This window comes from Chryseobacterium amylolyticum (assembly GCF_051011775.1).
GTDB lineage: Bacteria > Bacteroidota > Bacteroidia > Flavobacteriales > Weeksellaceae > Chryseobacterium.
The window spans coordinates 48,642-75,007 of the sequence record NZ_JBPCHX010000007.1 but is presented as its reverse complement, the minus strand read 5'-3'; the positions used below and the strand labels follow the sequence as shown (position 1 = coordinate 75,007).

Here is a 26,366-nt window from a genome sequence, read left to right as displayed (position 1 = left end):
TTTATAGATATTTATCGATAAAATATAATATCCTGATACAATGAAGTGATGAACTTTCTTAAAAAACTACAGCTTATGATGGGTTTTGATAAGGTCAACAAGCTCAACCATATTTTCGATCTTTAATTTTTCAAAAATATTTTTTTTAATTGTGCTTACTGTATTTTGTTTGATATTCAGACTGTTTGATATTTCCAGGTTTCCATATCCTTCAGCATAAAGTTCTGCAATCTGCAGTTCTCTTTTGGTTAAAATGCTGAGAGGGCTTATAAGATCCGGATTGTAAACAAACTGTACCAGAAGATTTCGTAAAAGATCAGAAAAATATTCTCCCTTCTCGATAAAGGTTGTCAGAGCCTCCCTTACCTCTTCTTCTTCACTCAGTTTGCTCAGGTAACCATTAGCGCCGGCTTTGATAAATTTAAGTCCGTGCAGATCCTCTTCAAGTCCCGTAAAAATTAAAATTTTCATATCAGGATTTACACTTTTCATCTGAGGAAGAATATGAAGACTGTTTCCGTCCGGGAAATGAGCATCAATAATTGCCATCTCTATTCCTTTTGATTCAACCAGTTCCAATACCTGATGTAAAGAAGAAGTCTGATATACCTTCGCGTTAGGAACAATATCACTGATAACAATTTCCATTCCCTGGCGCACAATGCTGTGATCATCTGCCAGCAGGAATATAATCTCTTTATTTTGAATTGATGTTTCCATTATTATTACTATTTAAATTGATCCTGAATGTCACTTTCGTTCCTTTGTGCAGTTTACTTTCAACCGATATATCACCATCGAAAAGCTCTACAATTTCTTTTACCAGGTTAAGGCCAAGCCCTGCTCCCAGATTATCCACTTCATCAGATACTATTCCCTGATAATACGGATCAAAAATTTTACCAAGATCAGATTCTGATATTCCCACTCCGGTATCTCCTACTGTTGTAATCAGGGTGATTTTATTTTCGCCGGCAGGTTCTGTAGCCATTACAAGATCAATCTGACCGTTTTCCGTAAACTTGTTGGCATTTCCGAGAATATTCATAAAAATCTGATTGATTCTGATATTATCCGAATATACCATTATATTTTCAGGAATTCTGTCCGTGACCACAAATCTGTTGTTCCTGGTTTCCAGATAAGGTGTAATTACCTTTACGATAGAACTGACCTCATCTTTAAGGTTGAAAACTGATTTTATAAGTTCTTTTTCAGCATTTTCATTTTTGGTGTATTCCAGGATCTGATTAGACTGCAGAAGCAAAGTACTGTTCGTAAACTTGATTGATTTAAGATAATCCCTGATCGTTTCATCCTTTGTGGTTCTGTGAATTTTATCAATGAAAATATTGATGATTTTTAATGGTGACCGCAGATCATGGCTCAGCATTCCAAGAATCCTGTTTTTGAAATTAAGATTCTTTTTAATCTCTTTATTGGCAGCATTAAGTTTTTGTTCATAGATAAATGCTACTCGTGTAAAATACATGATCAGGATAGATACAATAAACATCAGAATCATCAGTCCCAATACCAGATAAGTCCTTATCCTGTTATTGTTTGAGCTCTGCTCGTTATACTCTTTTTCCAGCTGGGCTTTAAAATCATTGATTGCATTTTCATACACCTCTATCAGCCCGTTGCTATACACCAGCAGCTTACTGAAATTGCTGTAAAACTGTAAGCTGTTTTTCTGATTCCGGGCTGCCAGGAGCTGTACTTTTTTCACTTCGGCAGCATAATGTTTATCCATAGACTTTAAAGTATTGTCCATTTTGGATTTTACCTGGGAAAGATCCAGCGTTTTGTTGTTGGTCATCGTAATTACCGTACTTTCCTTCTGTACATCCACCTTTCCTGTTACAGCATCTTTTAAACGTCCGAAAAAGCCTTTCTTTTTAACGGTATCGGCATAAGTACGGGTTTGAATTTTGAAATCTTCAAAATCATTTTTATACTTGGCAGGTACATACTGCTTATCTTCAATATTGGCAGGCGGGTTCAGGGAAGTCTGGTACACTGAATCTATTAGTGTTTTCAGTTTTGCAGCTTTCACTGTATCCCGGCGGTGAAGGGCCAGCATTTTTTTCAGTCCCGGGCTGGTATTTTCATATTCCCCTATTTTGTCAAAATTCAATTTCAGCTTTCTCAAAGACTGGAAATACAGCTGCAGCTCTTTATTATCCTGAGTCGCCATATATTTCTGAAGATGCTCCTGGGCATCCAGGAAATCTTTCCTTGAATGATCTGTCAACCCACCCAGGGCACGGCTTTCTTCCAGCTGATCTTTAATAAACTTAAGCTTTTTCCCGTTGACAAATTCGTTATAGAAAAATATGGCGATAATGACCTGTATCAGCAGAATACAAAGGATCAATGAGTAATGAACAAGTTTTCTCAATTTAAAATTTAAGAATTTATATTTCATATTTGTTTATCAGTTAAATTAATTTCCTGACTACATAAGTTCATGAGGTATTAGCCTTTAACAATATACCATTATTTTCAATAATTTCATAATACCGGTATATCATTCAATTGGCAAAGTTAAAGTAATTTTTGTCTTCTTATAATAATGAATATTTGATAAAACCCCGGGAATTTAATTTTTTTTGCTATTAAAACGTCTTACAGACATTCAGTTTTATTTACGTAAATCTGTTTTTTTAGATCAATTGCAAAAGTTAGAGGCTCTATAAAATATTCTAAATCTGTTGATTTATTTTATCTGATGAACAATATCTAATCGGCAACGTATGAAAAATAAAAGATCATTAATCAAATGGAGAAGCCGTATGCGGGCTTCAGGTTTGAATTGAATATCTTTATTTATAGAATATTCTTTCCGGCGGTCATCCATATCAGAATTTTAATTGGTATCCGGCCTTCTTAAGATTTCTAATCATTACCTTTATTCATTCAAATTATATTCTTATCCATATCACCATCATTAGTATTTTCTATTTTTCTGATGAAATCCTGAGATGATATTTTCCTAACTTTTCAGTTTGAAACGAAACAAAGAATATCCCGGACAATTCATTCGGCTATCCGGGATATTCAAACCAATAACAGCAAAACAGCTTTATCATCTTATGACAGACAAAAATTTTAATCCTCAGAGAGGCTTTATATTCAGCAAACATGTGCCGGAGGAATTATCGCATTTTGACCGGGTCTTTGATGTGTTCAAAGATTTGCTTACCCACACTTCCGGAGACATCGAAGAAGCTTTCGAGTGGCTTGATATGCTTGACCAGGAATATGATATTTTCAGTGATGAATATACCCTTCAGGATTTTGAAGAAGATCTGAAAAAAAGAGGCTATATCAGGGAAGAAGATCCAGAAGAGGGAAATACAGGAAGCGGAAAAGGTAAAAATATATTAACCCCCAAACTGGAGGCAGCCCTTCGGGAATATGCCCTGGATCAGATTTTCGGAAAACTGAAGAAAACCGGAGCCGGAAATCACCGCACCAGCAAAACAGGAATCGGAGATGAACGCGACGGCGAAAACCGATCGTATCAGTATGGAGATGACCTGGCAGCAGTGAACATGACTGAAAGCTTAAAAAATGCCCAGATCAATAACGGCATCTCAGATCTTCACCTGACTGAAGATGACCTCATCGTAGAGGAAACCAAACATAAGGCTCAGATGAGTACTGTCCTGATGATCGATATCAGCCACTCCATGATTTTATATGGTGAAGACCGCATTACTCCGGCCAAAAAAGTAGCCATGGCACTTGTGGAGCTGATTAAGCGTAAATACCCTAAAGATTCCATCGATATTATAGTATTCGGGAACGAAGCCTGGCCCATCAAGATCAAAGACCTTCCCTACCTGAAAGTAGGACCTTATCATACCAATACGGTAGCTGGTCTGGAGCTGGCCATGGATATTCTGCGCAGAAAAAGAAATACCAACAAACAGATTTTTATGATCACCGACGGTAAGCCCAGCTGTATACAGCTGCCCAGCGGAGAGTTTTATATGAATAGTTTTGGGTTGGATGAAAGGATTGTTAACCAATGCCTCAACAGAGCGGCACAGGCCAGAAAACTCAAAATTCCTATCACAACCTTCATGATTGCGCAGGACCCTTATCTCCGTCAGTTTGTAGAAGAATTTACCGCTCAGAATAAAGGAAAAGCTTTTCTGACAGGACTTTCAGGCTTAGGACAAATGATTTTTGAAGATTATGAGAAAAACAGAATAAGAAGAATATAAAAGCAGAATTCCCTTAAAACATTACCATAAAATCTTACCAGATAATTAGTATTACAAGACAATGAAAAACGATATTACATTCAAAGAATTAAAAGACTCCGGTTACACCCATAAAACAATTAATGAGGAGATCCAGGCCAACCTGATTGCCAGGATTAAAGCTAAAGAGCCCGTATTTGAAGGTCTTTGGGGGTATGAAGATACTGTTGTTCCCCAATTGAAAAAAGCAATTCTTGCCAGCCACCACATCAATCTGCTTGGACTGCGCGGACAGGCAAAAACAAGAATAGCAAGAAGTATGGTCAACCTGCTTGATGAATATATGCCTGTTGTAAAAGGATCAGAAATCAATGACAGCCCATTCCATCCGATTTCAAAATATGCCAGGGATCTTATTGAAGAACTTGGCGATGACACTCCGATTTCCTGGGTACACCGCTCTCACCGTTTTTATGAAAAGCTGGCCACCCCGGATGTAAATGTTGCCGATTTAATCGGAGATATAGACCCTATAAAAGCAGCTACTTTAAAACTCCCCTATTCTGATGAACGTGTTTTACATTACGGAATGATTCCACGTGCCAACCGTTCTATCTTTGTTTTAAATGAGCTTCCGGATCTACAGGCAAGAATCCAGGTTTCTCTGTTTAATATTTTACAGGAAGGAGATATACAGATCCGTGGTTTCCAGCTGAGAATGCCTCTTGATATTCAGTTTGTATTCACAGCCAATCCGGAAGACTATACCAACAGAGGAAGTATTGTAACTCCGCTGAAAGACAGAATCGGATCCCAGATTTTCACCCATTATCCAAAAACAATTGCCCTTGCCCGTCAGATTACGGAACAGGAGGCATTGATTTCTGCACAAGATAAAGCACAGATACAAATTCCAGATCTGGCTAAAGACCTTTTGGAGGAAGTTGCTTTTGCAGCCCGTATCAGTGAATATGTAGATGCAAAAAGCGGTGTCAGTGCCCGTCTGACAATCAGTGCTATGGAAAATTTAGTCGCAGCAGCCAAATTACGGCTGATTGAATCCGGTGAAGAGAGAACTACCGTCCGCCTGCTTGATTTCATGTCAATTATCCCATCTATTACGGGAAAAATTGAACTCGTGTATGAAGGTGAACAGGAAGGTGCAGATTATGTAGCCAAAATGCTGATCGACAAAGCTGTGATGACACAGTTTGAAAGCATATTCCCGCGTATTTCCAAACTGGAAAAAGAAGGAATCAAAACGCCGTACACAGATCTGATCAGATGGTTCAATAAAAATCACCTGGAACTTAATTACAATGATACGGATGAAGAATTCTATGCTAAACTTGATAAAATAGAACCTTTGGTAACCGTTGTTGAAGAAAATACTTCCGAACTGAGTGCTGAAGACCGGAATTTCTGTAAAGAGCTTGTGCTGTGGGCACTAACCATCAGCAATAAAATTGACAAATCTGAAAGCCAGAATACTTTCACATTTGATTCTCCCGGAATCGGTCAGTTTTTACGCAATTAAAATAAATATTTGACACATTTAAAATAAAACCTTCAGCCTGAGCCTGAAGGTTTTTTTTGTTCACAAAATTGAAAGTTATTCATCAAAAAATACCGTAAATTTGCCCCGTCCATCTCAAAAAGATGGTTTTCCAGTTTTATGATTATGAAAAAAACAGCAGTTTCTTTATTGGCCCTTCTTCTGAATATTGTTTGTCAGGCACAGAATTTTGATGTGATTCCCTTAGGGATATATGGTGGGGAGCAGGAAGATAATTTATCAGCTTATCTGGTAGGTGCACCTAAAGATAATGCATTTCTTTGCCTTGATGCCGGTACTGTCAATGCAGGCATCCGGAAAGCCATTCAATTGAAAAGCCTTGACGGAACTACAGAAACAGTTCTGAAGGATCAGATAAAAGGATATTTCGTCTCGCATGGTCACCTTGATCACCTGTCAGGTCTTATCATCAATTCCCCGGCTGATTCTAAAAAAGATATTTTCGCTATACCTCCGGTAATTCAGATTTTGCAGAATCATTATTTCATTACAGATACCTGGATTAATTTTGCCGATCAGGGTCAGAAACCAATCCTTGGAAAGTATCATTACAATGAGCTTCAGGAAGGAACCGAAATTCCGGCACCTAAAACACCGTTTTTTATAACAGGCTACGAATTAAGCCATGTGAACCCTTACAAAAGCAGTGCTGCACTGGTAAGAAGAGATGATCACTACCTTCTTTATCTGGGAGATACCGGTGCTGACCGTATCGAAAAGTCTGACCGCCTTGACAACCTATGGAAGACTATAGCTCCTCTTGTTAAAAAAAGACAGTTAAACACCATATTAATTGAAGTTTCTTTTCCTAACAGCCAGCCGGAGCATCTGCTCTTTGGGCACCTTACTCCTAACCTACTGATAGAGGAACTGAGCAAACTGAAAGAAAAGACAGGACAAAACAGCCTTGAGAACCTCAGCATTGTGGTTACTCATAGAAAACCTACCGGAGATAATCCCGAACTTATTAAAAAAGAATTATTACAGAACAATCCTTTAAAAATAAACTATATCTTCCCTGAACAGGGTAAAAAGATAAGTTTGCCATAAGAACCAATTGAAAGATGAAGCGGCAATATGCTTCATCTTTATTTTTACAACCTGAAATTCAATCAGTTAAAATAATTTTTTTAAAATTAAAATCTTTCTTTCATTGTTTTACGAATTTAACATCGTAATATTGCAATATAAAATAAGAATAATGGGAGTTACTAAAACTGACATTTACACGCAAGAACAGAATAAGCTGGCTTCGCTTCTAAAAGTTTTGGGGCATCCGGCAAGGATAGCCATCTTACAATACATCATCAATCAGAAAGCATGTATTTGTAATGATCTCGTTGAAGAACTTGGACTGGCACAGGCTACTATCTCACAACATTTAAAGGAATTAAAGAACATTGATATTATCAAAGGTTCCATTGAAGGGAAATCCGTATGCTATTGCATTAATGAAAGCACCTGGAAAAAATTTCAAAATGAATTTAATCTGTTCTTTAATCAGGATGTCACAATAAAGCAATGCTGTTAAGCATTTTTTCACACTTCAACATCGTAATATTGCAATATATAATTATAAAATCAATACATTTAATCTCTAAAAATACCTATTATGAAATTATCAGAAATTAAAGAAATTCTACCTACTCTCAAAAGTGTTGAATTTCAATTGGAAAATGGAACTTTTGTACCTGAACATTTCCATGTAACGGAGATCGGTCAGATTATAAAAAAATTCATCGATTGCGGAGGTGTGATCCGGAGTGAAAAAGCAGTAAACTTTCAGCTATGGAATGCCAATGACTACGAACACCGTCTTAAGCCGGAAAAACTGCTTCACATTATACAGCTTTCAGAAGAAAAATTAGGTATAGAAGATTCGGAAATTGAAGTGGAATATCAGGGTGAAACCATCGGTAAATATGATTTGGAATTCAACGGGAGAAATTTTATCCTTAAAAATAAAACTACAGCATGCCTTGCACAGGAAGCTTGTGGAATCCCGTCTGAAAAACAAAAGAAAAACCTGTCTGAACTGTCTGTAAACCCAACATCGGCCTGCACTCCGGGATCAGGATGCTGCTAATTAATTTTATTAGAAACTTATGTATCAGGAATTATTAAATACGGTTCAATCTCTGAAATGGGAAAAGACAGATACTGACAGAAAAGAGGTTCTGGAGCCACTAATCAGCTTTATCCAGCAGAAAGTGGATGATAGAAAGGAAGTCAACCTGAATTTTATCTGCACCCACAATTCACGACGGAGTCATCTGGCACAGATCTGGGCACAGACAGCTGCTTCTTTCTTTGCGATTCCGGAAGTTCATTGCTATTCCGGAGGAACGGAAACAACGGCATTATTCCCTAAGATTGCGGCAACTTTAACCGATCAGGGGTTTACAGTTTTCAGTGTTTCTGATACAACCAACCCTGTATATGCTGTAAAATATGATGATAACAGTCTTCCAATAATTGGTTTTTCAAAGAAATACGACAGCCTGTTCAATCCTGTATCCGGTTTTGCTGCGATAATGACATGTTCACAGGCAGATGGCGAATGCCCCTTTATTCCTGGTGCCGAAAAAAGAATCCCCATTACATTTGAAGATCCAAAAATCTCAGACAATACTCCAGATCAAACAGCAGTGTATGCTGAAAGAAGTTTACAGATTGCTGAAGAAATATTCTATGTGTTTTCAAAAATCAAAAAATAATCATGCAGGTATCATTGAGATCAAATTCTTTATCATAGGTATACTATTCCCATTTTGTATATTTGAATACCTATAACAACCATCATTTTGGAAAATATTATCAATCATTTTAAAAAGTACCTACCCCTTAATAACGAAGAAATACAGGCTTTGAAAGACCGCGTAACGGAACGGAAAATTAAACGCAGACAGTTTCTTTTGCAGGAAGGGGATGTATGTAAGTATTTCACGTATGTACAAAGCGGGTGCTTCAAAATGTATGGTGTAGATGATAAAGGTGTGGAGCACAATCTTGTTTTTGCGGCTGAAGATGACTGGATTTCAGACATTGGCAGCCTGCACAAGGAAATCCCTTCCAAATTGTTTATCGAAGCAATTGAGCCATCAGTGGTTCTGCAGATTTCCAAAGGAGATTTGTGGTATCTGTATACCAATTATCCAAAATTTGACAGAAACTTTCGAGTCATCATTGAAAATAAATATATTGAACTTCAGGACCGGCTGCTTCAAACGTTTAGCACAACTGCCCTGGACAGATATGAAAGCTTCATCAGCCAGTATCCTCATCTGGCCAACAGGTTACCCAATACACAAATTGCTTCATATCTGGGAGTTACTGCCGAATTTCTGAGCAAAATAAAGAATGACAGGTTTAAAAAATAACTTATACCCTTAAACTAGATTAAGGGTATTTCTTAAGATACCTTATAGGCGGCAAATAGTAGTTCATTGCAACTTTGTAATGTCGATATTGACAAACAATTTAAAACAGAGTAATGAACACAAACAATTCAACAACAAAAGTTGCCGTTATAGGCTTAGGAAACATAGGTAAAACTATTGCTGCCAATCTTATAAAAGGCGGTCATCCGGTTATCGTATCGTCAAGAGAAATCGAAAAAGCAAAAGGTTTTGCAGGAGAGCTGGGTGAACTTGCCGATGCAGAGGAAATATCTGCTGCCATCCATCATGCAGATGTGGTTATTCCGGCAATTTATTTTGATAAGATTAAAGAATTTTTAAAACAGTATGCCGAAGAGCTGAAAGGAAAGATCATTGTGGATGTCTCAAACCCTATTGCACCGGATGGGAACGGGGGGTTTAAAAAGATTATTGATAAAGACACCTCAGCCGGCCAGATACTTTCATCTTTAATACCTAAAGAGGTGCATTTCATTAAAGCTTTCGGAACATTAGGAGCCGCCTCCTTGTCGGGATCTGCATTTTCAGAGCCTGAAAGAAAAGTTCTTTTCTATGCTTCAGACAGTATTAACAGTAATAAAGCTATTGAAGAACTCATCATTGACAGTGGTTTTGAACCTTTACACATAGGCAGTATCAGCCAGTCTATCCGTATTGAGGTATTTGGTGACCTTCATGAGTTTGGCAGATTGGGTAAACCTATATCCATTAAAGAGGCTAAAAATGCTCTTAATCAGCACAAAGAATAAAACCAGCTATTATGAAAACAGTTATCATAACGGCAGTATTGCTATTCAGTGTAACAGCCTGCCAGAAAGATATAAAGCAAAAAAAAGACAATTCTGCAATTCTAAATTCAACAGCAATGGAAAACCCAACAACAAAGACAGGAATAGAAAAGTCATTACATATTTACTTTGATGCTCTGAACCAATCAAGTGTAGAACAGGCAGCTGGCCAGTATACCTCGGACGGAATTTTTATGCCAGCCGGACTGCCAACTGCTTCCGGAACATCAGAACTTACAACGGCCTATAAAAACATATTCCAGGCAATTCAACTTAATGTAAATTTTAAAATCGAAGAAATCGTAACACTTGACGATAATACCGCATTTGTCCGTACACAATCAAACGGAACGCAATTAATACATGCCAATGGCCAAAAAACTGAAGAGCTTAACAGAGAGTTCTTCCTGATGAAAAATGAAAATGGTGCCTGGAAGATTTCACGGTATATGTTCAATCAACCCAAATAATCAGGAATGCCTGTAAACTCTTAATTATATAATAATTTTAAGTTTTAAGTCATATTTATTTTCCCATAAAAAAGCTCCTGAAATATCTGATTTCAGGAGCTTTTTATCGATTGGTATCAATTCTTGACCAGTTTATAATTTCCACTGTCCTTATCCTTACTTATGGTGTAGCCGTCAGACAGTTCAAGGATCCAGCCATCCCCGGATATTTTTTTATTTTCAGTTTTCACCGGATTTGATATTGAAATTTTATCCCAATCAGGGCTCATTAATGCCCCGTTTTCTACTGTCAGGATGCCCCATAAATCTGTAACCCTGATATTGGGATATACGGTACCTTTATCTTCCAGCGGGACAATATTTCTTGGATCAAACGAAACATTCATCTTCTCAAATCTGATCTCAAAATGAGGCTGTTGAATAAATTTCAGCTTATATTCTGCAATAAGCTTTTTAGTCCGTTCTTCTCTTTCTGCTTCTTCTTTAATAATTGTTTTACCATTATAATCATCATATAATTCCTCAACTGCTTTCTGCAGATCAGCCGGAATTGTAATCTTGAATGCTTTAATGAAATAACCGGTCAGATCTGTTTTTGCATCAATTTTTTTGTTCCAGCCTTTATCTTTATTATACAACAGATATCCATAAACAGGAGTCGTATGATAAGCAAATGATCGTACAAAGGTGGGGTTTTTCATAAAATCATCTATCCCGTTCAAAAGAGATGACCTTGCGTCCTCTTTATTTCTGCCGCTCACAACAAGCCCTGTAAACTCGGCAATTCCTTCGTTCAGTTCCAGCAAATTTTCTGCAGCCTCTGAACCGTTATAAAGTGTATTCCTGTATTTTCTAAACGTAAATGCACTGGTGAGATGCTGCTTTAATTCTTTTTCTGAAGATGAGCGGACTGCCTGTTTCAGTGCCTCCAACTCTAACCGCAGATAAATTCTCCCGTCTTTTTGATCAAGATGATTATTCTCCACATTATTGAGCGTAAATCCTAATGAAGGCTGGATCCTGTGAAATGATTCATGGGCCAGCAGATTGATTCTGTTTTGCCGGTTTTGAGAAAGAGGAAGCATGATCATCGCCCATTTTTTTCCACTCCAGTTAACAGCTGTATTGGCAATGTTAATGTCAGGAGGCAGAATTCCGGAAAAAATATTTCCGTTTTGTTTCAGAATTCCTTCTGCATCTTGCTCGTTGGAAAAAACTTCTCTGGTCTTCGGATCTATTAAAATTGTGGGGCCATATAAATCTTTGTCCCAAAGCGTGATATTCTTCGCTGAAGCGGTTTTTAGCTCATCGAAAAAAATAGAAATTGTATCAGGGGAAATAGATTGCTTTTGTGCTTTTACACCCAATATAAACAAAAAAAAGAAAGATGTAAGAAAAGTCTGCTTCATGGTCAGATTCTTGTGGTTTTATCACTGAATAGTAAATACATACCAAAAATACTTATTAAATACTTTTGGAATTGCCAATATAATGAATTTTAACCAGGAGTAAAAGCCCACCTACTCTTTATTATTTCATATGCCTTTTCTGAGTAAGGAATTTTTCTGATTCTACAAATTCAAATAAAAAAACCTGCAGATCGCAGGTTTTTTGCAACATATCAGAAAAAATCTAAAATTCAGGAACGTCCGGAATTGTTTTTAATAAAAACCGAGGGCTGTTTTCACTAAAATTCGTTCTCTTTAAATAGGAATATGACGTTTGTGTTCTTAGAATCGAATCAATAAAATAATAATTCCAGGATTATTGTAATTAATCACAGCCCCAGTTTCTTTTTGATGGCATCCATTTCTGTTTCCAGCTTTTTAATCTTATCTTTTTGCAGCTCTATTTCAGCCTGCTGCTCCTGAATAGCTTTTGTAAGTGCAGGAACAAGCGAAGCATAATCAACAGCCCAGGCCTCTTTTGTGTCATCTTTTGGTTTATAAACCGCTTCAGGAACTACTTTATAAAGATCCTGTGCCAGGAATCCGATTTTATGCTGCGTTTTCTGGCCTGGATCTACAGCCGGTTTCCCATTTTTGATCTGGTTATTGGCTGACAGTTCGTATTGTTTCGGCTGCAATGCCATGATGGTGTTTAGTCCATATCCGATATCTTTAATCTGAGTTTTCAGACGCATATCTGAAGTATTGACAAAGCCTCCTGCGGCACTCACCAGTCCGTTGCCGTCAATAGTCACTTTAGTACTGCCATTGTAGCTGTATTTGAATCCTTCTGCACCAAGATAGATCTGGGTAACGGAACCATTCAGTGTATTATATCCGCTTAAATCAAGATGCCCTTTTGTAGCGGCAACTTTATTTCCACCAACACCTCCTGTTTCCGGCCTGTTCATATTGATATCCCCATTACCATCGATGTCAAGCATGCTGTTTGTATTATTGCCATAATAATATCTAAGACCTGTACTCCCCAACGTCATCTGAGAAAATGCAGCACTGTTGCTGTTCCCTTTTAAAGTAAGAAGACCGTTGTAGGCATTAACGGCATTTCCGGCAGCACCAAAGGCTGTAATATCTCCATCTCCGTTGAAGTTGAGCCTTCTGTTACCATTATAAAGATAATCACCACCACTCAGCTGGCTTAGCCTTAACTGTGCCACATTATTATTACCGGCAACAGTTAAAGGGCCTCCCACACTATTCACTGTTGATGCATTGGCACCACCGTCCGTAGTTTTTGTAGAAGAGTTCAGGAACATGTTCAGAGAACTGCCTGTATCATTGGTAAACTGCAACAGCGCTGCAGCATTGGTTCCCGGATTGCTGTTACTGATTGCTGTAAGTCCGAAACCGTCAACATTACTTCTGAAATATAAAGCCTTATCTGCATAATCAATTGCTGTATTCTGCAAAAGTGTACCACCAAGTCTCACATCATTACCCACAGTACTAAGGCCGTTACTTGCCGTTACAGCTGCAGAATTGTTTCCGGATATTTCCCATGTGGAAGCCGCCCCTGTAAGGCCGGTACTGATCAGCTGCAAACTTTGGTCAGGACCTACAGCAACGCTGGCATTACCATTAATGGTTTCTGTAGCTGCAGGATTTACTGTAACGGTAAAAGACGTGTTATTCTTAATGGTATACATACGGCCTTTGAAATTACCTGTACCCGTTATCGCCGCTGGCAATGTAAAAACGGCATTGGCTGTTCCGTTATACGAGATATGAAAATCTCCGGAGGTCATGGCATAAGCCGTAGAGGTGACTGCGCTGTACTTTGCAGCCAGAGAGCCGTTAACGTCAAGGGTTGATCCAGGCTGGGCTGTGTTGATTCCCACACTTTGCGCTGACATAATGCTGTATGAAAGCAAGGCTGCCGCTACTGATAATGTAGTAAAGTTTTTAAACATTCTTATATAATTATGAGTTTTTAATGAAGTGAAGAAATCGTATGAAAGCCTTGGAGATCTGATCCCGGATCAGTTAGGATAAAGTTTCATACATTGCCTGGCTTTGTCAACAGAATAAAATTGGAATAACCTCTTTCTGAAAGATTTAAATGAAGAAAATCATGGTCATATTTTTTCATTGTTTTCTGTTTTTGATAGTACAAAGCTAAATTTTCCTGAACCTTTTCCGAAAAAACACCTGTACGAAAATATCCACCTGCATGTGGAAAAATTATTACAAATTAAACAGGGAATACATCATTACTATTTTATATAACAAGATTTGAATCCCAAAATATCCATTCCTGATCTATTCATAATATTTGAGATTGTTCATTATTCTAACCACAAAAGGCACAAAAGTTTTAAACACTTAAGTTTTTTCAGAGACAAACTTTATGCATAATAAGTACATGTAAGTTTTGCAAAACTCTTTGCTTTTTCATCTTATGTGAACTTTTCTCCGAAATCATTTTAAACTTAATTAGGTGAACCAAGGTGTTTTAAATGAAACTTTGTGTGACTTTTGTGGCTGGGTAAATTTTAAACAGCTTTATTGAGAAAACACTGCTGACCGGAGGCTTTTTCCCGGAAATAGATTACCTTTATACGGAACGAAATATTTATTATAATGAAGTTAGAATTATATCAGATAGATTCTTTTACAGAAGATATCTTTCATGGAAATCCTGCATGTGTTGTCCCCCTGGAAAACTGGTTACCCGATGAATTACTTTTAAAAATAGCCCGTGAAAATGCTGTAGCGGAAACCGCTTTCTTTATCGATAACGGAAATAATACCATTCAGCTGAGATGGTTTACCCCGGAAGTAGAGATGGATTTGTGCGGACATGCTACCCTTGCCACGGCCCATTGCCTGATTTCTATATTAAATTATCCAAACAATACTATAATTTTTGATACCAAAAGCGGCGATCTAACAGTACATGTAAAAGATGGAGTTTACTATATGGATTTCCCTTCCAGAATGCCTGAGCCGGCCTCACTTCCGGATATCATAACGAGATCTCTGAATATACAGCCTAAGGAGGTATTTCAATCAAGAGACTACGTGCTGGTATATGATTCTGAGGAAGACATAAAAAATATCAAAATTGAAAGATCTGTTTTTGACCTTATCAATCTGGATCCGGGCGGTGTCGTGGTAACATCAGCTGGAACCGATTGTGATTTTGTATCAAGATACTTTACCCCCCAGTCAACCATTCTTGAAGATCCGGTAACCGGCTCTGCACACTGCTCGCTCATCCCCTTCTGGGCAGCAAAACTGGGAAAAGATAAGCTTTTTGCCCGGCAGCTGTCTGAAAGAGGAGGCCAGCTCTTTTGTGAAAATAACAATGAAAGAGTCATTGTGGCAGGAAAAGCCAAAACTTATTCTGTGGGCCACCTGTGGATTGAATAATAAAATCATCTTATCTGTAAAGCGACAGCGCTCAGATATAATAAAAAGCCTTGGACATCCGATCCAGGGCTTTTGCTGATTTTACCGGTAATCTTTTGGAGCTGCAATTTATTGAGTTAGTTTAAAGATATCCAAACAGCAGTTTCCGGAAACATTGTTATATTTGAACGATATTAATAACCATCTGTTAGTTTTAAAAATGAAAATCTTCATTCCTCTTTTCCTTTTTATCTCCGGAATTTTGTTTTCTCAAAATCAAAGATTTGTCTACGAATATTCATTTAAGATGGATACGTTAAACAAGGATAAAGTAGAAAAGGAAATCATGAATCTTGATATCACCAAAGAAGGCTCCTGTTTTTACAGTGCATTGCTGATTACGCGTGATTCTCTTGTCAATGCTGAAGTTGAAAAAGGAAAGGCTTCAAATTCCGTTACCATTGATTTTAGAAAGATCAGACACCCGAAAGTCAATTTCAGGATTTCCAAAACATATCCTGATCTGACAACAATATACCACACTTCACTTAACGCCAGCAATGTTGCAGTAAAAGAACTGAATAAAATGAATTGGACAGTTCTTCCTGAAACAAAGAATATCGAAGGTTTTAAAGCTCAGAAAGCCACCACGCATTTCGGCGGAAGAAACTGGACTGCCTGGTTCGCGAATGATATCCAGATACAGGACGGACCTTATAAATTTTGTGGTTTGCCAGGCCTGATCTTACAGATTGAAGATGAAGAGGCTACCCATATTTTTAAATTGCTTGGAAGCATGAAGCTTAACAACGGGTTTTCACTTATAGACTCAAAAACAGCAGAAATATTCGTGACAAAGGAAAAATTCAACAAGCTTTGGAATGAATACATACAAGATCCTGCTAAAAATATCAAACTCATGCATAGTACTTCCGGAATGTCAGAAACAATATTATTTGATTCAAATACAGGAAATCCCCTGAGCAAACAAGAGTTAATAAGGAACAAAGAAACACGTGCAAAAGAGTTCCTGAAACGATTTAATAATTTTATAGAAAAGGATTTGTATAAATAATTCCGGTATTCGATTTTTGTCAGAAGCAGACACGAAAGATTACACAATTCAGTAAATTCAATCCTTTAAGCATTCAAAAGGTTACTAAAAACATATAGATTTGAAACAGATTATCGTTTCTGCATAACAAAAACCTATCGGAATCCGGTAGGTTTACTTGTTTTCTACAGAAGAAATATTATTCCGTAATTATAGCATATTCAGGTTTAGGAAATCCACCGGGAGTTTTTATCTGGTTGAATTGCTTTTATGATAACCCTCGTACTACAACATAGAAATTCAGGCTAAATCAAAATACAAAGGAAGAAATAAATACCACATTTCATGTAATGGCAAAAAAATTGTAATTATTTGAACAAAACAGATATCATATGAACAATACAGTAAAAATAGCAATGGCCTTAGCGGCAGGAAGCTCTTTGCTTTATCTGGGCCTGCGAAAAAAGAACCAAAAGAAAAAGTTATACCTCGCTCCCGACGGAAACACTTATAAAGAGGATCAGATTTACCGTACGTATGACAACAAACTTTATAAGAACGGTAAAGAGTTTCATTATAATGTTCCGGAATTGCATGATGACCTTAAAGCCGGCAATATGAATTATGAAAAAGCAGATAACGGTATTCATCTGAATTACAAAACCAATCAGAAAAATCCGATCTACCACCACAAAGGCTTAAGGCATCAATAGAGCTGAACACCATTACATCACACTAACCACAAAAAATAATATTATGAGAAATTTATTATGGCTTGTTGCAGTAATCTGCATCGCCGTATGGCTTTTAGGAATGCTCGGAATTATTCCGGGTATGGATACAGGAAATTTAATTCATACGCTTTTGGTGATTGCCATCATCGTTGTTTTGATTAATCTTTTTACAGGGAGAAAACCTCTTAATTAAGATAAGCTAAAATGATAGTTACTTCCTTAAGTATATCATTTTTTAGTCATCGTTTTAAACAATTATAAAAATTTTATTTCAATAATTTAACCCAAAGTCCGGAAATTCCCGGGCTTTTCTTTTTATTTCTATTAAAAATTTAAGATTTCTTTAAGTACCACATCTCACCAAACAGGCTGTTTAAGGCACGGCACTTGTAAAGTTTATACTACCATTTTAAAAAATATACAATATGAACAACGAAAAAACAGTGTCAGTATTAAACGATTTACTGAACATTACAAACGACAGAATTCAAGGATTTTCTAAAGTTGAGGATAAGGTATGGGAGCAATATCCACTGTTGCGTGCAGATTATGACAAGATGGTATCACAATCGTATACCATGAAAAATGAGCTTACCGATCTTATTACAGAAAGAGGGGGTACACCGGATCAGTCTGGTTCTGCTGCAGGAGCCATCCACAGAGCCTGGATTGATGTAAAAAATTCTTTTGCAGGAGATACAGCCGATGCTACACTCGGAAATGTTGTGTATGGGGAAAGTGCTGCTATTGATGCCTATCAGGATGCCTTAGACAGTGGTGATCTATGCCCGGAAAGCTCCCGTGTAGTGCTTGATCAGCTTCACCAGCTGAAAGCTTCTCATGATAAATTTGAGAATCTTGAGGATTTAAAGAAATAAAATCATGCCCGCATCTGAAAGCGGAGCTTCTTATAGTGGCTGTCAGCGGTTTTACAGGTGGTTGAGCCACTGCTTTATCAACAAAAAAAAATAAAATTATGTCAAAAAAGATTGCAATACTGGCCACTCATGGCTTTGAAGAGAGTGAGCTGAGCTCCCCTAAAGAATATCTGGAACAACAGGGATGGACCACACACATTGTAAGCCCTGAAAGCGGAAGCATTAAAGCCTGGGCAGAAAAGAACTGGGGTAAAGAGTATCCTGTAGATAAAAATTTAGATCAGGTACAAGCCGCAGATTATGATGCATTGGTGCTGCCGGGAGGTGTTATTAATCCCGATCAGTTGCGGACCAATGAAAAGGCCATTTCCTTCGTGAAAGAATTTTTTGCCCAGCATAAACCTGTAGGTGCCATCTGCCACGGGCCTCAGGTTCTCATCAATGCCGGCGTTGTTGAAGACAGAAATTTAACTTCAGTTCATTCCATCAGTCAGGATTTGAAAAATGCAGGAGCCCATTGGGAAGATCGTGAAGTGGTTGTAGATTCCGGGCTTGTCACCAGCCGGACTCCCAAAGATCTTCCTGCTTTCAACTCGAAGCTTGTAGAGGAAATTAATGAGGGAAAGCACTAAATTCAGGAGACAGTACATCATAAAACGTAAATAAAGAAGGATGCTATTCCAGCATCCTTCTTTATTTTTCCTTGATATTTCCCAGACTTCCGGTCTCAATTAAAGGAAGCCCGGAATTCCAGTGGTGACATATCTGTTTTGGTCTTAAACAGTTTACTGAAAGACTGTGAATGTTCAAATCCTAAGTCATAAGCAATTTCACTGACTGATAGACTGGTGGTGGAAAGCTTTTCTTTGGCTTTGCTGATAAGTTTATCATGGATATGCTGCTGTGTACTCTGCCCGGTTAGCGTTTTGAGCAAGCCGCTCAGATATTTTGGCGAAACATGTAAGGTATCTGCAATATATTGAACCGTCGGCAATCCCTTCATCGTTAAATTATCGCTGTCAAAATAATCTTCAAGCAGATCTTCCAGACGGCCCAAAATCTGATGGTTCGCCTTCTCTCTTGTAATGAACTGGCGGTTATAAAACCTTTCAGAATAATTAAGCAGGCTTTCGATCTGTGAAATGATAATCTGCTTGCTGAATTGGTCTATATTCGTATGATATTCCTGTTGAATGTTCTCAACGATGCCGTTCAGGGTTTTTTGTTCCTTTTCCGAAAGAAACAACGCTTCATTGACGGAATAATCAAAATAATCATACCGTTTAATTGTTTTCGCAAGCGGTGTGTTCCATAGAAAATCCGGATGGATGAGCAACATCCAGCCCGAACGTTCTTCAACAGAAGCAGGGTCAGACTGTATCCTGAAAACCTGATTGGGCTCTATAAAAGCCATCACTCCATCATCAAAATCAAATTCCTGCTGTCCGTAATACATTTTCCCGCCGATTCCTCTTTTCTGGGAAATCATATAAAAATCGAGAACCATACTTATTTCGCTGATGTCCGAGGGTCTTTTGATCGCCGAATAATCGACAACACTGATCAGGGGATGCTCAGGCCTTGCCAGGCCACGCAGCAGATGAAATTCGCTAATCGTTTTTATCCTTTGAATCTGCCGTTTGTCCATTGTTCAAAATTAAACTGATTTTTAGAGCATTACATTACCAGGCTAATTCGTTTCCGTTGCTGTCAAAAAACTTACCTGATGGTACGTCTTGTAAAGTTACAAATTTTACAATGATACCTGCTGCCTGCTCAGGAGTTTGAGTACCCTGATATTGGTTAAGATTTGATGCCGTATATCCGGGCTCTACACTTATTATTTTAAAACCTGTTTCCTGGAATTCTTTTGCAAGAAGGACGGTAAAAGCATTGAGTGCCGTTTTGGAGGCACTGTACGCATCGTACATTCTGAAATTGGGATTCGGAGATTCACTTTGAATGGAAAGGGAACCCAAAGGACTTGACACATTGATGATTCTTGGTCCGTCCGATTTTTTTAACAGGTCAATGAACAATTGGGTAGTCTGTACCGCTCCGAAAAAATTGGTTTCAAAGACATTCCTAAGATTGCTCATACTTCCACCGGACATATTCTGCGGCTGTTCACCTGCAATTCCGGCATTGTTAATCAACACATCCAGCTGCTCTGTTTTGGATTCCAGGACCTGTCTCGCAGATTGTATGGAATGAATATCCGTAACATCTATTTCAATGCATTCTACATTCTGAAAACCTGCCTTGTTCAGTTTTTCCTTAGCTTCCATCCCATTTGACAGGTTACGGCTTCCGAGATAAACATAATGGCCGAGTGCGGCCAGCTGTCTGGCTGTTTCGAAGCCAATCCCCTGATTGGCGCCTGTTATAAGTACCTTTTTCATTCTGAAATCTTAAATTTTACGTTTACTTTAGTATTCTGCATCGGTCTTTTAAAAATAATGCTGCTGCATATCTTCCAGCAGTCCGATGTGTACAGGTTTCCAACCCAGCATTTCCTGTGTTTTGAGGTTACTTACAGGGCAATCCATTGTGATAAAGTGGCTCATCCACTCAAAATGCTCTTGAAGTTCTTCGCCGGAAACAGAGATAACCGGCAGATCCAGACTTTTGCCAATAACTTCGGCTATAGTTTTTATCTCAATGCTATGTTCTTCCACCACATTGTACCGTGCTCCTTTATGCCCTTTTTCCAAAGCTAAACGGAAAGCCCTTGCAGCATCCAAACGGTGTACTCCTATCCAGCGGTTTTTGCCGGCATCCGGATAAGCTGAAACTCCGTTTTTGCGTGCCTGATGAATTATGAAAGGAATGAAGCCTTTATCCCCTTTATCATGAACCGAAGGGGCCAGCCTGATCACTGAGGCATTCACTCCTTTTTCAGCCAAAGCCAATGCAGCAGCTTCAGATGATCTGAGTGAATTTTCCGCAATACTGTCTTCAGTTATAAAGTCATTGATGACAGGCAAGCCCAGCATTCCTGCAGTTACCACAATAGCTTTATCTGTGCCTATAAGCGCTTCTCCCATTGCATGGATGGCCTTTTTGTCTGTTAGTGCTGCCTCAGAAAATGTAGTTGCCCCACCTTTCATAAAATCATGGTTGAAACCACAGTGAATGATACCGTCCGTATCAGCAGCGGCTTGTTTCAGGATATCAAGATCCTCAAGACTGCCTTTTAATACTTCAGCACCCAGATCATGAATAATTTCTGCCGATTTTTCCGAACGGGCCAAACCTACTACCTGATGTCCGGCACCAATTAATTCTTTTACAACTGCAGAGCCGTTAAAGCCCGATGCTCCTGTTACAAATACTTTCATTGTCTTACTATTTTGTTGAAGCAAAGTTGCAATGATTTGGCAACCCGGATGTAGCCAAAAGTTAGTTTGTTGTAGTCAAAAAAGAGGATGTTATGAAAAATGTTTTAATTAAAATATCAGGCTGAGTTTCAATGCTGGAAAATCTTTGGCTGTGTAAAAGAAAAAAAGCTGTAAACATTACTGTTTACAGCTTTTTTGTATGTTTTGGTTTCTAACCTTGCGGAGAGTGAGGGATTCGAACCCCCGGACCTGTTACAGTCAACAGTTTTCAAGACTGCCGCAATCGACCACTCTGCCAACTCTCCCTAAACTCCGGCTATACCGTTGTTTTCAGTGGTGCAAATATAGAACGATTTTTAATTTCTGCAAAACTTTTCCCACACAAATTTTAACAAAACTTAATAATAGACTAGGAATCAGGGGAATTATTTTTCACTCTTTCGCTAAAGTTTCAATATAAAAATCTAAAACGTCCATGTTTTGGGGAATCCCATTCTAGAAAGGCTTTTGTATGACAAAACTTACAGCTATATTTACAAACACACATATTTTTCACTACATTTGTAAAAACACAGGTATCCTATGACAATGGAAAAACTAAGAACTTTAAGAAAGCAGAAAGGTTATACTCAGCAGCAGATTGCTGATCTTCTTGCCACCGATGTCTCCAATTACAGCAGAAAAGAAAATGGAGACGTTAAAATATTTGATGACGAATGGGAGAAACTGGCTAAAGCACTAGATGTTCCTGTAGAAGATATCAGAGAGGAGAAAGCAGCAACTGTTATACAGAATCTTACATTCAACGATAGTAGTTCTAATACCAGCAACCAATCTGGCAACTATAATCAGTATTGCAATATTCCAGAGTATTTATTAGACAACCAACAGGAATACATTAATTTTCTGAAAGAGCAAATTAAAGCTTTAAAAGAAGAAAATGAAAAACTAAAAAAAGGATAATCACTTTTATATAAGAACAAAACGGCTTCTACTGGAAGCCGTTTTTATTTTGTACCTGTAAAAGTTTCTATTCCCGATCAACAATGGAAATAAAACTGTTTTTTAAAAGGTCAGACGGGTATACAAACTGATCACCATTCTCTCCTTTTACAACGATAGCTCCCTGTTCATCATTCAGACATTTGTCCAGCTGGGTTTTCAGGTCGTTCAGTGATCCGTTGGGAACATCAATAATGTAAGTTCCGGTGACATGTGTGATTTTGATGATTTTTCTTTCCATATTCTTTTTTGATTAGGGAGCTAAATGTAAGGATTTTACCTGACACAACAGGAATGATTGCTTACCGCAACGTTTGTTATTCTGAAGAATTTAAACTGCTATTTTATCATCACTTATGATAAGAATACTTTTTGGCCTGTATTCGTATGGAATGATAAGCAGAACGCTTTATCTATGCGCACACTTTGTCATTCCGCAGGAATCTAAGCTTTATTAAAATATTCCAGTCCACGCTTATCTTGTTCCGCACTGAATGACAAGCTTTAAGTATAGCTAATAGCAGGTTGTCAATCACAGCCCTTTCCGTCCTCTACTCTCCTGCCGGTTCAAACAATTCGATTTTGTTTCCTTCCGGATCCAGGATGTGTACAAATTTTCCATATTCGTATACCGCGATTTCATCCAGAACCGTAACCCCTTCTTTTTTTAATTCCTCTACCAGCGTTTCAATATTCTCCACATGATAATTGATCATAAATTCTTTGGCAGAAGGCTCAAAGTATTGGGTAGATTCTTTAAAAGGACTCCACAGCGTATATCCTTTCTTACCGGATTCTTCGTCTTTCCAGTCGAATTTGGCTCCGTATGGGCTGGTGGGCAATCCCAGGTGGGTTTTATACCATTCATTTACTTGTTCAGGGTCTTTACACTTAAAGAATATTCCCCCGATAGCGGTTACTCTTTTCATTTTTGATTCGTTTTTCAGTTTAAAATAATGGGTTGCAAAGCGGAATCGTTTGCAGTTTCACAAATATATTAATGTTTTCATGGAATATTTGATATGGAAAAACATTTTATATTGGAAAACAGTATAATATTTGACCATTAAGAAAAATGAAATCATTAAGAAATATTAAGAAACAGTACGCTTTTAAAGGCATCTTTGATGCTTCCTTAATTTTCCTTCACAGCTTCAATCTGTTTAATGGTTCAAAAATCTGAAAACATTGTATTATTTCAATCCTCAGAAAAGAATATAACAAAAAAGCGCACCCTTCAGGTACGCTTTGTATTGTATAAACTGAATAGTATTAGTGTAATTCAGCTAAATATTTCTCTGCATCCATAGCAGCCATACATCCGCTTCCTGCAGCTGTAATAGCCTGTCTGTAGATGTGATCCTGAACATCTCCTGCAGCAAATACACCCGGAAGATTTGTTCTTGAAGAACCTTTCTCTGTTAAGATGTATCCGTTTTCATCAAGATCTACCTGACCAACGAAAATATCAGTATTCGGTTTGTGACCAATAGCAATGAAGATTCCTTCAACATCTACAGTAGATTTCTCCTGAGTCTGGTTATTGATGATTACCGCTCTTTCTACCAGGCTGTTTTCTCCTTCAATCCCGATTAACTCATGGTGAAATTTCACTTCAATATTCGGAGTATTTTCTACTCTGTGGATCATGGCCTTTGATGCTCTGAAAACGTCTTTTCTTACCAGCATAGTCACCTTTTTACAAAGTTTGGCAAGGTAAGTAGCCTCCTCAGCTGCTGTATCTCCTGCTCCTACCACTACAACGTCTTTACCTCTGTAGAAGAATCCGTCACATGTAGCGCAGGCAGAAACTCCGCCTCCTGCATATTTTTTTTCATCCTCAAGACCTAAATATTTTGCTGTAGCTCCTGTAGAGATAATAACTGTTTTTGCAAGGATTTCTTTGTTGCCTGCGTATAGTTTGTGAACACCGCCTTTTTCCTTAGAGAATTCAGCTTTGGTGATCATTTCGTAATGAACTTTGGTATCAAATCTTTCTGCCTGTTTCTGCAGATCCATCATCATTTCAGGACCTGTAATCCCGGCTGGATACCCTGGAAAGTTATCCACTTCAGTAGTGGTTGTTAATTGTCCGCCCGGCTCCAAACCTGTATACAATTCAGGTTTTAAGTCTGCTCTTGCTGCATAGATAGCAGCTGTGAAACCAGAAGGTCCAGATCCAACGATCACACAATCTAAAATGTTTTGCTCCATAATTTGCTTTGTTCGAAAAGATTTAATTTGAATTAAGACCGCTAATTTCGGAATTTTTAATTTCTTTTTAAAGTTATTTTAATGATACTTGTCAATATCTGATATGTTGAATTTCGATGGCTGCTGTTGGGGATTCGGATGCGAGTTATTTTAAAACCTTTTTACATTAACCCTCGAATCACGGATCTCGAAACCCGTACCACGTCACCTCATATCCCGCCTCACACCTTCATCTTAATCTTATCTACGTTGATGATCTTGTACACCAGTTCTCTGATCAGCTCAGCATCTCCCATATTCACCGCTCCAAGTCCTTTTCCTTTCATATCGAATTCACGGAGAATGGAAATCACTCTTGTGGCATGTTTCAAAGGATAAAGCCTGGCACTTTCCGCGTAGTCTTTAATAAAATAAGGATTTACGCCCATCTGTGAAGCAATAGCCTGCGGAGACTGTCCGGCCATAGTCTGATAAATAATAACGTTCGAAAAATAATTGTAAAGGCTTGCCAGCATCATGACAAAAGGATTATTCTTCGGGTTCTTTCCCATAAAATGGGCAATTTTAAAAGCTGCATTGGCATTTTTGGTACCTAAAGCCTTCTGAAGTTCAAAAATATTGTACTCTTTACTGATCCCGATATGGTTTTCAACAATGGTACCGTCAAGAATTTCTCCTTCTTTAAGGATCATCTTCAGCTTGTTCAGCTCATTGGCAATTCTGGACAGGTCGTTTCCCAGATATTCTGCCAGAAGATGGGAAATATTGGGAGCGGTATTGATTTTAAGCTTTGCACATTCATCCGAAATCCATTTGGGAAGGTTGCTTTCCTTTACAGACTCGCTCAGGAAAAGTGCTTTAGCTTTATCTAATGCTTTGGCTGCTTTTTTCCTGCTGTCCAGTTTTTTGTGCTTGTGAGCGAAAACCAATACTGTTGAAGGCACCGGGTTCTCTACGTACGATTCCAGAATTCTGTTTTCCTCTTCATTAAACCGTAAATCCTGAGCTTCTTTTACAATAATCACCTGCTTGTCCCCCATCATCGGAAACTGCCTTGCCAGGGAAAGAACTTCCTGGTAAGAAGTATCTTTTCCGTAGGTAACCGTTTGGTTGAAGGCTTTTTCATCCTCTTCCAAAAAGTTGTGTTCAAGGGCTTTTACAGCAACATCAATAAAGTAGGCTTCTTCTCCGTGGAAAAAATAAATAGGTAAAACTTCTTTATTTTTAATATTTTTGAGGATTAAATCTAATTCTTTCATCTTATTAATGGAACTTCCAAAACTGAATTTTCAGGAAACTTTTGATTTTAAATTCAAGAAAGACAAAGATAAGTTTTTTATTTATGATTTGGTCCGCAAAACTTATCTTCTGCTCACTCCTGAGGAGTGGGTCAGACAGCACTGGATTCATTATTACCTTACTGTAAAATCTTATTCCACTTCTGCCCTGATTACAGAAAAAAAGATTGTTCTGAATGGTCTTACCAAACGTATTGACCTCCTTATCACTGAAAAAACAGAACCTGTAATTCTGATCGAATGTAAAGCACCCCAAATCAAATTAACGGAAAAAACATTTGAGCAAACCGCCAGATACAATTCAATTATCGGAGCAAAAGAAATTATCTTAACCAATGGTTTGCAGCACATCAATGCCTATTATGAAAATGAGCAGTACCAGTTTTACAGACCTGAGTAGGGCTTACCATATCAGATAATTCATGAAAAGAGTTAAAATCATATTCTATTAATACTCTTTCTGAGTTATTTTTATTAATTTCGATAAGGTTTTCTAAACACTAATATCACATATTTCTACATGAATTATACAATTGTTATGTTTTGTATTTGTGA

At 37.9% G+C, this 26,366-nt stretch carries 28 protein-coding genes and 1 tRNA gene; 17 read left to right on the top strand and 12 right to left on the bottom strand.

Annotation, left to right across the window (positions count from 1 at the left end):
- Positions 1-66: 66 nt before the first annotated feature.
- A complete protein-coding gene (locus tag ACR1PO_RS18895) occupies positions 67-720 on the bottom strand; it encodes a response regulator (protein WP_433987789.1) in 654 nt (217 codons plus the stop codon).
- On the bottom strand, positions 698-2,404 hold the full coding sequence (locus tag ACR1PO_RS18890; protein ID WP_433987788.1) for a sensor histidine kinase: 1,707 nt from the start codon (positions 2,402-2,404) through the stop codon (positions 698-700). The genes ACR1PO_RS18895 and ACR1PO_RS18890 overlap by 23 nt, the downstream gene beginning before the upstream one ends.
- A 694-nt stretch (positions 2,405-3,098) precedes the next feature.
- Between ACR1PO_RS18890 and ACR1PO_RS18885 the strand changes: the two genes are divergently transcribed.
- The 9 genes from ACR1PO_RS18885 to ACR1PO_RS18845 all read left to right on the top strand — a co-directional run bounded on the left by ACR1PO_RS18885 (position 3,099) and on the right by ACR1PO_RS18845 (position 10,470).
- Positions 3,099-4,238 carry a vWA domain-containing protein gene (locus ACR1PO_RS18885; protein ID WP_433987787.1) on the top strand — a complete coding sequence of 380 codons (1,140 nt, stop codon included), beginning with the start codon at positions 3,099-3,101 and terminating at the stop codon, positions 4,236-4,238.
- Positions 4,239-4,299: 61 nt separating this feature from the next.
- Positions 4,300-5,754: a sigma 54-interacting transcriptional regulator gene (locus ACR1PO_RS18880; RefSeq protein ID WP_332387405.1), complete on the top strand. Its 1,455-nt coding sequence runs from the start codon at positions 4,300-4,302 to the stop codon at positions 5,752-5,754.
- Between the two features lie 144 nt (positions 5,755-5,898).
- Positions 5,899-6,843, top strand: a complete 945-nt coding sequence (locus ACR1PO_RS18875) for a 3',5'-cyclic-nucleotide phosphodiesterase (RefSeq protein WP_332387406.1) — start codon at positions 5,899-5,901, stop codon at positions 6,841-6,843.
- Positions 6,844-6,994: 151 nt separating this feature from the next.
- Positions 6,995-7,324, top strand: coding sequence for an ArsR/SmtB family transcription factor (locus ACR1PO_RS18870; RefSeq protein ID WP_374464708.1), 330 nt, complete (start codon positions 6,995-6,997; stop codon positions 7,322-7,324).
- Between the two features lie 81 nt (positions 7,325-7,405).
- Positions 7,406-7,879: a DUF6428 family protein gene (locus tag ACR1PO_RS18865; protein ID WP_433987786.1), complete on the top strand. Its 474-nt coding sequence runs from the start codon at positions 7,406-7,408 to the stop codon at positions 7,877-7,879.
- Positions 7,880-7,898: 19 nt separating this feature from the next.
- Positions 7,899-8,510 (top strand): arsenate-mycothiol transferase ArsC, encoded by a 612-nt coding sequence (locus ACR1PO_RS18860; RefSeq protein WP_433987785.1) that lies wholly within the window; start codon positions 7,899-7,901, stop codon positions 8,508-8,510.
- A gap of 87 nt (positions 8,511-8,597) precedes the next feature.
- Positions 8,598-9,173 (top strand): Crp/Fnr family transcriptional regulator, encoded by a 576-nt coding sequence (locus tag ACR1PO_RS18855; protein WP_433987784.1) that lies wholly within the window; start codon positions 8,598-8,600, stop codon positions 9,171-9,173.
- 113 nt (positions 9,174-9,286) lie between these two features.
- Positions 9,287-9,961: an NADPH-dependent F420 reductase gene (locus tag ACR1PO_RS18850; protein WP_433987783.1), complete on the top strand. Its 675-nt coding sequence runs from the start codon at positions 9,287-9,289 to the stop codon at positions 9,959-9,961.
- Between the two features lie 11 nt (positions 9,962-9,972).
- Positions 9,973-10,470 carry a nuclear transport factor 2 family protein gene (locus tag ACR1PO_RS18845; protein WP_433987782.1) on the top strand — a complete coding sequence of 166 codons (498 nt, stop codon included), beginning with the start codon at positions 9,973-9,975 and terminating at the stop codon, positions 10,468-10,470.
- A 116-nt stretch (positions 10,471-10,586) separates the two neighbouring features.
- Here ACR1PO_RS18845 and ACR1PO_RS18840 read toward each other — a convergent pair whose 3' ends face one another.
- Together ACR1PO_RS18840 and ACR1PO_RS18835 are read right to left on the bottom strand one after the other, a co-directional pair.
- Complete coding sequence (locus tag ACR1PO_RS18840) at positions 10,587-11,879, bottom strand: hypothetical protein (protein WP_433987781.1); 1,293 nt, start codon at positions 11,877-11,879, stop codon at positions 10,587-10,589.
- A gap of 368 nt (positions 11,880-12,247) precedes the next feature.
- Positions 12,248-13,849, bottom strand: a complete 1,602-nt coding sequence (locus ACR1PO_RS18835; protein ID WP_332387412.1) for a tail fiber domain-containing protein — start codon at positions 13,847-13,849, stop codon at positions 12,248-12,250.
- Between the two features lie 670 nt (positions 13,850-14,519).
- Here ACR1PO_RS18835 and ACR1PO_RS18830 point away from each other — a divergent pair.
- The 6 genes from ACR1PO_RS18830 (at position 14,520) to ACR1PO_RS18805 (ending at position 18,588) form a co-directional block, all read left to right on the top strand.
- Positions 14,520-15,311, top strand: coding sequence for a PhzF family phenazine biosynthesis protein (locus ACR1PO_RS18830; RefSeq protein WP_332387413.1), 792 nt, complete (start codon positions 14,520-14,522; stop codon positions 15,309-15,311).
- Positions 15,312-15,510: 199 nt separating this feature from the next.
- The gene (locus ACR1PO_RS18825) at positions 15,511-16,365 is read left to right on the top strand and encodes a GLPGLI family protein (RefSeq protein ID WP_433987780.1); all 855 of its coding nucleotides are present in this window, start codon (positions 15,511-15,513) and stop codon (positions 16,363-16,365) included.
- A gap of 371 nt (positions 16,366-16,736) precedes the next feature.
- On the top strand, positions 16,737-17,057 hold the full coding sequence (locus tag ACR1PO_RS18820) for a hypothetical protein (RefSeq protein WP_433987779.1): 321 nt from the start codon (positions 16,737-16,739) through the stop codon (positions 17,055-17,057).
- Between the two features lie 43 nt (positions 17,058-17,100).
- Positions 17,101-17,271, top strand: a complete 171-nt coding sequence (locus ACR1PO_RS18815; protein WP_433987778.1) for a lmo0937 family membrane protein — start codon at positions 17,101-17,103, stop codon at positions 17,269-17,271.
- Positions 17,272-17,503: 232 nt separating this feature from the next.
- Complete coding sequence (locus ACR1PO_RS18810) at positions 17,504-17,956, top strand: PA2169 family four-helix-bundle protein (RefSeq protein WP_433987777.1); 453 nt, start codon at positions 17,504-17,506, stop codon at positions 17,954-17,956.
- A gap of 98 nt (positions 17,957-18,054) precedes the next feature.
- Positions 18,055-18,588 carry a type 1 glutamine amidotransferase domain-containing protein gene (locus ACR1PO_RS18805; RefSeq protein WP_332387418.1) on the top strand — a complete coding sequence of 178 codons (534 nt, stop codon included), beginning with the start codon at positions 18,055-18,057 and terminating at the stop codon, positions 18,586-18,588.
- Positions 18,589-18,683: 95 nt separating this feature from the next.
- Here ACR1PO_RS18805 and ACR1PO_RS18800 read toward each other — a convergent pair whose 3' ends face one another.
- From ACR1PO_RS18800 to ACR1PO_RS18785, 4 genes are all read right to left on the bottom strand, one after another.
- On the bottom strand, positions 18,684-19,604 hold the full coding sequence (locus ACR1PO_RS18800) for a helix-turn-helix domain-containing protein (RefSeq protein WP_433987776.1): 921 nt from the start codon (positions 19,602-19,604) through the stop codon (positions 18,684-18,686).
- A gap of 34 nt (positions 19,605-19,638) precedes the next feature.
- Positions 19,639-20,358, bottom strand: coding sequence for an SDR family NAD(P)-dependent oxidoreductase (locus ACR1PO_RS18795; RefSeq protein WP_332387420.1), 720 nt, complete (start codon positions 20,356-20,358; stop codon positions 19,639-19,641).
- A gap of 48 nt (positions 20,359-20,406) precedes the next feature.
- Positions 20,407-21,297 (bottom strand): SDR family oxidoreductase, encoded by an 891-nt coding sequence (locus tag ACR1PO_RS18790; RefSeq protein WP_332387421.1) that lies wholly within the window; start codon positions 21,295-21,297, stop codon positions 20,407-20,409.
- 220 nt (positions 21,298-21,517) lie between these two features.
- A tRNA-Ser gene (locus tag ACR1PO_RS18785) sits at positions 21,518-21,602 on the bottom strand.
- Positions 21,603-21,885: 283 nt separating this feature from the next.
- Here ACR1PO_RS18785 and ACR1PO_RS18780 point away from each other — a divergent pair.
- Entirely contained in the window at positions 21,886-22,260 is a 375-nt protein-coding gene (locus ACR1PO_RS18780) for a helix-turn-helix domain-containing protein (protein ID WP_433987775.1), read from the top strand.
- Between the two features lie 67 nt (positions 22,261-22,327).
- Here ACR1PO_RS18780 and ACR1PO_RS18775 read toward each other — a convergent pair whose 3' ends face one another.
- From ACR1PO_RS18775 to holA, 4 genes are all read right to left on the bottom strand, one after another.
- Positions 22,328-22,540, bottom strand: a complete 213-nt coding sequence (locus ACR1PO_RS18775; protein ID WP_433987774.1) for a glyceraldehyde-3-phosphate dehydrogenase — start codon at positions 22,538-22,540, stop codon at positions 22,328-22,330.
- A 310-nt stretch (positions 22,541-22,850) separates the two neighbouring features.
- A complete protein-coding gene (locus ACR1PO_RS18770; RefSeq protein ID WP_374465776.1) occupies positions 22,851-23,228 on the bottom strand; it encodes a VOC family protein in 378 nt (125 codons plus the stop codon).
- Positions 23,229-23,571: 343 nt separating this feature from the next.
- Positions 23,572-24,513 carry a thioredoxin-disulfide reductase gene (gene trxB / locus ACR1PO_RS18765; protein ID WP_002980248.1) on the bottom strand — a complete coding sequence of 314 codons (942 nt, stop codon included), beginning with the start codon at positions 24,511-24,513 and terminating at the stop codon, positions 23,572-23,574.
- Positions 24,514-24,734: 221 nt separating this feature from the next.
- The gene (holA, locus tag ACR1PO_RS18760; protein WP_433987773.1) at positions 24,735-25,772 is read right to left on the bottom strand and encodes a DNA polymerase III subunit delta; all 1,038 of its coding nucleotides are present in this window, start codon (positions 25,770-25,772) and stop codon (positions 24,735-24,737) included.
- A gap of 7 nt (positions 25,773-25,779) precedes the next feature.
- Between holA and ACR1PO_RS18755 the strand changes: the two genes are divergently transcribed.
- On the top strand, positions 25,780-26,211 hold the full coding sequence (locus ACR1PO_RS18755) for a type I restriction enzyme HsdR N-terminal domain-containing protein (RefSeq protein WP_433987772.1): 432 nt from the start codon (positions 25,780-25,782) through the stop codon (positions 26,209-26,211).
- Positions 26,212-26,366 lie beyond the last annotated feature (155 nt).

Bases quoted from the DNA above. Each gene is read 5' to 3' on its own strand.
- ACR1PO_RS18895 (WP_433987789.1), bottom strand. From the start codon at position 720: ATGGAAACATCAATTCAAAATAAAGAGATTATATTCCTGCTGGCAGAT.
- ACR1PO_RS18885 (WP_433987787.1), top strand. From the start codon at position 3,099: ATGACAGACAAAAATTTTAATCCTCAGAGAGGCTTTATATTCAGCAAA.
- ACR1PO_RS18880 (WP_332387405.1), top strand. From the start codon at position 4,300: ATGAAAAACGATATTACATTCAAAGAATTAAAAGACTCCGGTTACACC.
- ACR1PO_RS18875 (WP_332387406.1), top strand. From the start codon at position 5,899: ATGAAAAAAACAGCAGTTTCTTTATTGGCCCTTCTTCTGAATATTGTT.
- ACR1PO_RS18870 (WP_374464708.1), top strand. From the start codon at position 6,995: ATGGGAGTTACTAAAACTGACATTTACACGCAAGAACAGAATAAGCTG.
- ACR1PO_RS18865 (WP_433987786.1), top strand. From the start codon at position 7,406: ATGAAATTATCAGAAATTAAAGAAATTCTACCTACTCTCAAAAGTGTT.
- ACR1PO_RS18860 (WP_433987785.1), top strand. From the start codon at position 7,899: ATGTATCAGGAATTATTAAATACGGTTCAATCTCTGAAATGGGAAAAG.
- ACR1PO_RS18850 (WP_433987783.1), top strand. From the start codon at position 9,287: ATGAACACAAACAATTCAACAACAAAAGTTGCCGTTATAGGCTTAGGA.
- ACR1PO_RS18845 (WP_433987782.1), top strand. From the start codon at position 9,973: ATGAAAACAGTTATCATAACGGCAGTATTGCTATTCAGTGTAACAGCC.
- ACR1PO_RS18840 (WP_433987781.1), bottom strand. From the start codon at position 11,879: ATGAAGCAGACTTTTCTTACATCTTTCTTTTTTTTGTTTATATTGGGT.
- ACR1PO_RS18835 (WP_332387412.1), bottom strand. From the start codon at position 13,849: ATGTTTAAAAACTTTACTACATTATCAGTAGCGGCAGCCTTGCTTTCA.
- ACR1PO_RS18830 (WP_332387413.1), top strand. From the start codon at position 14,520: ATGAAGTTAGAATTATATCAGATAGATTCTTTTACAGAAGATATCTTT.
- ACR1PO_RS18825 (WP_433987780.1), top strand. From the start codon at position 15,511: ATGAAAATCTTCATTCCTCTTTTCCTTTTTATCTCCGGAATTTTGTTT.
- ACR1PO_RS18820 (WP_433987779.1), top strand. From the start codon at position 16,737: ATGAACAATACAGTAAAAATAGCAATGGCCTTAGCGGCAGGAAGCTCT.
- ACR1PO_RS18815 (WP_433987778.1), top strand. From the start codon at position 17,101: ATGAGAAATTTATTATGGCTTGTTGCAGTAATCTGCATCGCCGTATGG.
- ACR1PO_RS18810 (WP_433987777.1), top strand. From the start codon at position 17,504: ATGAACAACGAAAAAACAGTGTCAGTATTAAACGATTTACTGAACATT.
- ACR1PO_RS18805 (WP_332387418.1), top strand. From the start codon at position 18,055: ATGTCAAAAAAGATTGCAATACTGGCCACTCATGGCTTTGAAGAGAGT.
- ACR1PO_RS18800 (WP_433987776.1), bottom strand. From the start codon at position 19,604: ATGGACAAACGGCAGATTCAAAGGATAAAAACGATTAGCGAATTTCAT.
- ACR1PO_RS18795 (WP_332387420.1), bottom strand. From the start codon at position 20,358: ATGAAAAAGGTACTTATAACAGGCGCCAATCAGGGGATTGGCTTCGAA.
- ACR1PO_RS18790 (WP_332387421.1), bottom strand. From the start codon at position 21,297: ATGAAAGTATTTGTAACAGGAGCATCGGGCTTTAACGGCTCTGCAGTT.
- ACR1PO_RS18780 (WP_433987775.1), top strand. From the start codon at position 21,886: ATGGAAAAACTAAGAACTTTAAGAAAGCAGAAAGGTTATACTCAGCAG.
- ACR1PO_RS18775 (WP_433987774.1), bottom strand. From the start codon at position 22,540: ATGGAAAGAAAAATCATCAAAATCACACATGTCACCGGAACTTACATT.
- ACR1PO_RS18770 (WP_374465776.1), bottom strand. From the start codon at position 23,228: ATGAAAAGAGTAACCGCTATCGGGGGAATATTCTTTAAGTGTAAAGAC.
- trxB (WP_002980248.1), bottom strand. From the start codon at position 24,513: ATGGAGCAAAACATTTTAGATTGTGTGATCGTTGGATCTGGACCTTCT.
- holA (WP_433987773.1), bottom strand. From the start codon at position 25,772: ATGAAAGAATTAGATTTAATCCTCAAAAATATTAAAAATAAAGAAGTT.
- ACR1PO_RS18755 (WP_433987772.1), top strand. From the start codon at position 25,780: ATGGAACTTCCAAAACTGAATTTTCAGGAAACTTTTGATTTTAAATTC.